Here is a 6,978-nt window from a genome sequence, read left to right on the forward strand (position 1 = left end):
GGATCAGGCCGTTGAGCGGCGTACGGACTTCGTGGGCGACGATGGACATGAAGTCATCGCGCATGCGCACCGCCTGCTCCAGTTCCAACTGGGTGTTTTGCAGTTGCTTGAGCAATGCCTCCTGCTCACGGCGGCTCTGCTCCAGGGCCAGCACTTGTTCCTTCATCGCCTTGCTCTGGCGATACAGGTCGACGAACACATTGACCTTGCTCTTGACCGCGAGGATGTCCAGCGGCTTGTGCAGGAAGTCCACGGCGCCGCTTTCATAGCCCTTGAACGCGTAGTTCAGTTCACGCCCGGCGGCGCTGACGAAGACGATCGGAATATTCCTGGTTTTTTCTGTACCGCGCATCAACTCGGCCAGCTCGAAACCGTTCATGCCGGGCATCTGCACATCGAGGATGGCCATGGCGAATTCGTGTTGCAACAGCAGGGACAAGGCTTCGTCGGCGGACTGCGCCTTGTACACGATTCGGTCCTTACGCTTGATCAGCGCTTCGAGCGCCAGCAGATTCTCCGGCAGATCGTCGACGATCAGCAGATTGGCCTGGATATTACTTAGCATGCGATTCGTTCCAGCTCGACAGGCAGACGGCCGATGCCACCGGCCCAGGCACCGATCACGATCGCTTCGATAGCCGGCAAGTTCGTTGCACTGTTCATGATTTTCGGTAGATCCGCTCTTGTTTGACCAGCGGCTCGAACTGATTGCCGAAGGCTGAAAAATTCGGGGTTTCCTTACTGCCCAACACCAAAAAACCGCGATGGCAGAGGGATTCATGAAACAGTCCGAATGCCCGATCCTGAAGTTTTTTATTAAAATAAATCAGTACGTTACGACATGAAATTAATTGAGTTTCTGAAAATACGCTGTCCGTCGCCAGGCTGTGATCGGCGAAGGTCACGTTCTCGCGCAGTGTCTTGTCGAAAATCGCGTAGCCATAAGCCGCCGTATAGTAGTCGGCAAAAGAACACTGGCCACCGGCCTGCTGGTAATTAGCAGTGTAGGCGCGGACATTCTCCATCGAGAAAATCCCTTGCCTGGCCTTTTCCAGCGAGCGCGGATTGATGTCAGTGGCGTAGATGATCGTGCGGTCGAGCAAGCCTTCTTCGCGCAGCACAATGGCCATCGAATACACCTCTTCACCGGTGCTGCATCCGGCGATCCAGATCTTGAGCGAAGGGTAGGTTCGCAGCAGCGGCACCACTTCTTTGCGGATGGCCAGGAAGTGCGAAGGGTCGCGAAACATTTCACTGACCGGAATCGTCAACAATTGCAGCAGTTGCATGAACGCGGTGGGATCGTGGAGGACCTTTTCCTGCAACGCCGAGATGGTATTGCACTCGAACTGACTCAACGCATGGTTGACCCGGCGCTTGATCGAAGCGCCGGAGTAATCGCGAAAATCGTAGCTGTACTTGAGGTAAATCGCCTCGATCAACAAGCGCAATTCGATTTCGCTGTTTCGCTCCATTGAAAAATTGCGCTCCACTAGATACGTTCCACCTTCGGTAACCACACACGAATCAGCGAAAACAGGCGATCCAGGTCGATGGGCTTGGCCAGGTAATCGTTGGCGCCGGCCTGCCGGCAGCGCTCCTGGTCGTCCTTCATGGCCTTGGCCGTCACCGCGATGATCGGCAGCTTGCGCCAGCGCGGGTCCTTGCGGATTTCAACAATGGCTTCGAAACCATCCATCCGCGGCATCATTACGTCCATCAACACCAGATCGATGTCTTGCACCTCATTCAATCGTTCAATCGCTTCGCGGCCGTTGCGACCAATGACCACCACTGCGCCTTTTTGCTCCAGCGCACTGGTGAGGGCAAAAATGTTGCGCACATCGTCATCCACCAGCAGCACTTTGCGGCCCTCGAAGACCTTGTCGCGGCTGCGAGCGACCTTGAGCATCTTCTGCCGTTCATGGGACAACCGCGATTCGACTTTGTGCAGAAAAAGCGTCACCTCATCCAGCAGCCGCTCCGGCGAGCGTGCGCCCTTGATGATGATCGAACGCGAATACTTGCACAGTTCAGCCTCTTCATCCCGGGTCAGGTTGCGCCCGGTATAGACGATGACCGGTGGAAAGGAGCAGAGGTCTTCGGTGGACATGCGCTTGAGCAGGTCATTACCGAGCATGTCCGGCAGTTTGAGGTCGATGATCATGCAATCGAAAACCGAGGCCCGCAGCAGGTCCAGCGCCTCCTGCGCCAGGCCAACGGCAGTGATCTCGAGATCATCGTCGCCGATCAGGCGGGCAATGCTGTCGCGCTGCAAGTCGTCGTCCTCGACCAGCAGCACGCGCTTGACCTTCTGGGTCAGCTTGGCCTCGAGGCGTGCAAATACGTCCTTGAGTTCCTCGCGGGTGGTCGGTTTTACCGCATAGCCAATGGCGCCCATGTGCATCGCTGCTTCAACCCGGTCCTCGACCGAAATCACATGCACCGGGATGTGCCGGGTTTCGGCGTGTTCCTTCAGGCGTTGCAGCACGGTCAGGCCGGAGTGATCCGGCAGGCGCATGTCCAGCAGGATCGCGTCGGGGATGAACGTCTTGGCCAGGTCGTAGCCTTCGTCGGCGCCATGGGCCACCAGGCACTGATAACCCAGTTCATGGGCAAGGTCGTAGAGGATGTGCGCAAAGTTCGGCTCATCTTCCACCACCAGAATGCAGCGGCTGGTGAACGGACCGTTGTTGCGATCGTCGTCGAAACGCGGAATGTCGATGTCGGCCATCAGTGGCGACAATGTGGGCGGCAATACACTCGGCGCAGCCGCCACAGGAGCGGCTCGCATCAGTTCGACAGGCCCTTCGCCCGGTTCTATGTATTGCTGTGGCAAGACCAGGGTAAACACACTGCCCTGCCCCGGCGTGCTGGTCACACTGATGGAGCCGCCGAGCAAGGCCGCCAGATCACGGGAAATCGACAAACCCAGTCCGGTGCCGCCATAACGCCGATTGGTGGTGCCATCGGCCTGACGGAATGCCTCGAAAATGCTGTCGTACTGCTGCGCCGCAATGCCGATCCCGGAATCACGGACGCTGAACGCGATGCCGTCGTTCGGCACCGTGGCGACGGACAGGCACACGCTGCCGCTTTCTGTGAATTTGACGGCGTTGGACAGCAGGTTCTTGAGCACCTGCTCCAGGCGCTGGCGGTCGGTGAACAGCATCAGCGGCGCGCCGTCCTGCACATCCAACTGGAAATCCAGCTGTTTGTCCGACGCCAACGGCTGAAACAGACCGCGCAGGCCCTCGACCAGACGCGCCACGCTGGTGTTCTCCGGACGGATCTCCAACTTGCCGGCCTCGACCTTGGAAATGTCCAGAATGTCGTTGATCAGGTTGAGCAAGTCATTGCCGGCGGAGTAGATCGATTCGGCGAATCTGACCTGCTCGGCGCTGAGGTTTTCCTCCGGATTTTCCGCCAGCAGCTTGGCCAGGATCAACGAACTGTTCAGCGGCGTGCGCAACTCGTGGGACATGTTGGCGAGGAATTCGGACTTGTACTTGCTCGAGCGCTGCAACTCTACGGCACGTTCTTCGAGCTGGATCCGGGCCTGATTGAGCTCGGTATTCTTCAGCTCCATGGCGTCGCGTTGCTCGGCCAGAGCTTGTGCCTGTTCGGCGAGCTGTTCGTTGGTCTGCTCCAGCTCCACCTGCTGGATTTCCAGGTGCGCCTGGGACTCCTTGAGAATCCGTGACTGTTCTTCGAGCTCTTCGTTGGCGGTCTTGAGCTCTTCCTGCTGAACTTGCAACTCTTCGTTGAGTTGCTGGGTTTCGGCCAACACCTCCTGCAAACGCTGACGATAGCGTGCAGCCTCGATCGAGGTGCCGATGCTGCCGGCAATCAGCTCAAGCAATTCAATGTCACGGTCCGTCAGTGAGCGCAGAAAGCCCAGTTCGATCACGCCATTGACCCGCTCGTCATCACTGGTGGGCACCACCAGCACACTGCGCGGCAAACCTTCGCCGAGGCCGGAGCTGACTTTGAAGTAATCAACCGGTACCTCGTCCAGGCGAATCAACCGTGCCTGTTGCGCCACCTGGCCGACAATGCCTTCTTCGCTGTAAATCTGTTGCTCCCGCTCTTCTTGCTCACGGGAAAACCCGTAGGTGGCGATGCGTTTGAGGCCGCCGTGGTCTTCGCGCACATAAATAGCCGCCACGGCGGTGCCAAGGTACTGCGCACAAAATTGCAGAATATTGCGTCCCAGCAGGCTCAGGCTCAACTGTCCCAGCACCTGCCCGGCGAGTTGAGTCTGACCGTTGCGCAACCAGGCTTGCTGCTCCAGGCGATGGGCGCTGGCCTGTTGGGCAGCGAGGTTGACGCCGTAGCTTTGCGAAAGATTGAGCAAATCGCGGCGCCCGACATACGCCAGCAAGCCACTGACGCCGGCAATGAACAACAGATAGAGGCTGATACTCCAGACTGTGGTGCGCCGCACGTCTTCATTGCGAGCGGTGCGCAGTTGTTGCTCGGAGTCGATCACGTCCTCGAATTGCTTGCGAATTTCATCGGTCAGGCGTTTGCCGCGTCCGGCCTTGACCACGGCGCGATAGTCACCGCTGCTGCGCTGCAAATCGATCAGCGATTGCGCGTAGCTGGCCCATTCCAGCTGCAATGCCTGCAACCGCAGCAAGCGGTCAGTCTGCACCGGGTTGTCGGCGGTCAGCTCGAGCAAGGTGTTGAGGGCCACGGCAATTCGCGGTTTGGCGGTTTCGTAGGGATCGAGGAAATGTTCGTCGCCACTGAGCAGGAAACCGCGCATCCCGGTTTCCAGGTCCACGGTCAGCTTGAGCGCTTCATTGGCGTTATTGATCACCCGGTCGGTGTGTTGCACCCACTGGATCGTCGACAGTAAATAGCTGATCAGCGAAACGAAGAACACCGCGCTGATGAGGCCCAGACCCAACGGCAGGCTGATGTTGCGGCTCAGGAGTTTACGAAATCGTTGCTCATCAACCGTGGACGCGGAGGTCATGGGTCAGGCCTTGTCGAACTGTCGGGATGCAAGGAGTTTGCCGCAAAACTGGCACATTGATCCAATTTTCTGACATGGTTTCGCGCAAGGTCCTACATTCCGCTGCGACCGCGCAAAGCGGCGGGTTATCCTTGCGTGACCTGCGCCGCACTCTTTTTTGCATCGCGTCGGGAACTTGTCGGGATCCGCCACTTACTGATGCAAGAAGCTGGTATTTTCGAACGCTGGCAATGCCAATTTTATCGGGAATCTCACTATGTCATCCGTCAACGGCTCCACCATCCTTGTCGTCGAAGACGATGCCATCGTGCGCATGCTGATCGTCGATGTACTGGAGGAGTTGGAGTTCAAGGTGCTGGAAGCCAATGGCAGCGAGCAGGCGCTGGAGACACTCAAGGACTTGAGCCAGCACATTGATCTGATGATGACCGACGTGGGCTTGCCGAACATGGACGGCCGCGAACTGGCCAATGAAGCACGTGTTTTACGTCCAGCCTTGCCGATCCTGTTTGCCAGCGGTTATGCCGAAACCATCGAAGTGCCTCAAGGCATGCACTTGATCGGCAAACCGTTCTCCATCGATCAGTTGCGCGACAAGGTCATAGACATTCTCGAGTGACGTTGCGATCCGCTGTGGTTTAATGCGCGCCTTTTTCGTCCCTGCCCTGTCTTCGCTTCAAGGAATTCCCGTACATGAACCAGCCCCGCGCAACCAAAGTCCTGGTCATTGGTTACGTCTGGCCCGAGCCCCGCTCTTCCGCGGCCAGCGGGCATGTCATGCAAATCCTCGAGGTTTTCCTGCAGCAAGGCTGGGACATCACGTTCAGCAGCCCGGCGGGCTTCGGCGAACAACGCGCAGACCTGACGGCGTTGGGCATTCGCGAAGTGCCGATCGAGCTGAACAACAGCAGTTTCGACGAGTTCATCAGCGAACTGGCGCCGGACATCGTGTTGTTCGATCAATTCATGATGGAGGAACAGTTCGGATGGCGGGTCGAGAAGCATTGTCCCGATGCCCTGCGCGTGCTCGAAAGTTGCGACCTGCAAAGCCTCAGGCATGGCCGGCATCAACGCCTCAAGGAGCGTTTGAAAACCAGTGATGACAACAATGACTTCAGTGGCCTGTTCGCCCAGGCAGAGCGTGAAGAATTTGAACACATGGCCAACACCGATCTGGCAAAGCGCGAAATCGCCTCGTTTTATCGTTGTGATTTGACGCTGATGGTTTCCGAAGTGGAAATCGAATTGCTGGTCGAGCAGTTCAGGATTCCACGCAACTTGTTGCACTGGTGCCCATTGATGGTCGATCTTCCGGCCAGCGCACCGGTAGCGTTCGAAGACCGGGCGCATTTTCTGCATATCGGCAACTTTCGCCATGCACCCAATTGGGATGCGGTGCTCTGGTTGAAAACCGCGATCTGGCCGCTGATTCGCGAGCAACTACCCAGCGCTCAATTGCATATCTATGGTGCCTACACACCACCCAAGGCAACCGCCCTGCATAACCCCGCACAAGGTTTTCATGTGATGAACTGGGCGCAGGACGCCCTGCAGGTAATGTCGTTGACACGGGTCTGTATGGCGCCTCTGCGTTTTGGCGCGGGGATCAAAGGCAAGATTGTCGATGCGATGCTCTGTGGCACACCGAATGTGACGACACCCGTCGGGGCGGAAGCGATGCATGGCGAAGAGGCGTGGCCCGGTGCAGTGACCCGTTCGGCACGCGAGTTCGCCGATCATGCAGTGCAACTGCACAACGACAAGACGCGCTGGCTCCAAGCCCAGGCGCACGGGCAAACCCTGCTGGCGAGCCGCTACCAGACATCCGTTCATGGCCCGGCCTTGATCCAGCGGCTGGTCGATTGCCAACGGAATCTGGCAAACATCAGACGCGATAACTTTACCGGCAGCATGCTGCGTCATCACCAGCACAAGAGCACTCAATACATGGCGCAATGGATCGAGGTGAAGAATCGGCTTAATCAGGAGTAGCG

General features: G+C 57.7%; 5 protein-coding genes. 2 read left to right on the forward strand and 3 right to left on the reverse strand.

The window, feature by feature from the left end; translation table 11 throughout:
- The 3 genes from AC1DVH_RS24130 to AC1DVH_RS24140 form a co-directional block, all read right to left on the reverse strand.
- Positions 1-565 (reverse strand): response regulator (locus AC1DVH_RS24130; protein WP_477755934.1); only part of this gene is annotated, 565 nt, incomplete at its 3' end.
- Between the two features lie 94 nt (positions 566-659).
- Positions 660-1,475: a CheR family methyltransferase gene (locus AC1DVH_RS24135; RefSeq protein ID WP_477755935.1), complete on the reverse strand. Its 816-nt coding sequence runs from the start codon at positions 1,473-1,475 to the stop codon at positions 660-662.
- A 17-nt stretch (positions 1,476-1,492) separates the two neighbouring features.
- Positions 1,493-4,984, reverse strand: a complete 3,492-nt coding sequence (locus AC1DVH_RS24140) for a response regulator (RefSeq protein ID WP_477755936.1) — start codon at positions 4,982-4,984, stop codon at positions 1,493-1,495.
- 256 nt (positions 4,985-5,240) lie between these two features.
- Between AC1DVH_RS24140 and AC1DVH_RS24145 the strand changes: the two genes are divergently transcribed.
- Together AC1DVH_RS24145 and AC1DVH_RS24150 are read left to right on the forward strand one after the other, a co-directional pair.
- Positions 5,241-5,603 (forward strand): response regulator, encoded by a 363-nt coding sequence (locus AC1DVH_RS24145; protein ID WP_477755937.1) that lies wholly within the window; start codon positions 5,241-5,243, stop codon positions 5,601-5,603.
- Positions 5,604-5,677: 74 nt separating this feature from the next.
- On the forward strand, positions 5,678-6,976 hold the full coding sequence (locus AC1DVH_RS24150; protein ID WP_477755938.1) for a glycosyltransferase: 1,299 nt from the start codon (positions 5,678-5,680) through the stop codon (positions 6,974-6,976).
- The last annotated feature ends 2 nt before the right edge of the window (positions 6,977-6,978 follow it).

It is taken from the genome of Pseudomonas sp. P4_C3 (assembly GCF_056402075.1).

Excerpts from the sequence above, each read along its gene's own strand:
- AC1DVH_RS24145 (WP_477755937.1), top strand. The coding sequence starts at position 5,241 with ATGTCATCCGTCAACGGCTCCACCATCCTTGTCGTCGAAGACGATGCC.
- AC1DVH_RS24150 (WP_477755938.1), top strand. The coding sequence starts at position 5,678 with ATGAACCAGCCCCGCGCAACCAAAGTCCTGGTCATTGGTTACGTCTGG.
- AC1DVH_RS24135 (WP_477755935.1), bottom strand. The coding sequence starts at position 1,475 with ATGGAGCGAAACAGCGAAATCGAATTGCGCTTGTTGATCGAGGCGATT.
- AC1DVH_RS24140 (WP_477755936.1), bottom strand. The coding sequence starts at position 4,984 with ATGACCTCCGCGTCCACGGTTGATGAGCAACGATTTCGTAAACTCCTG.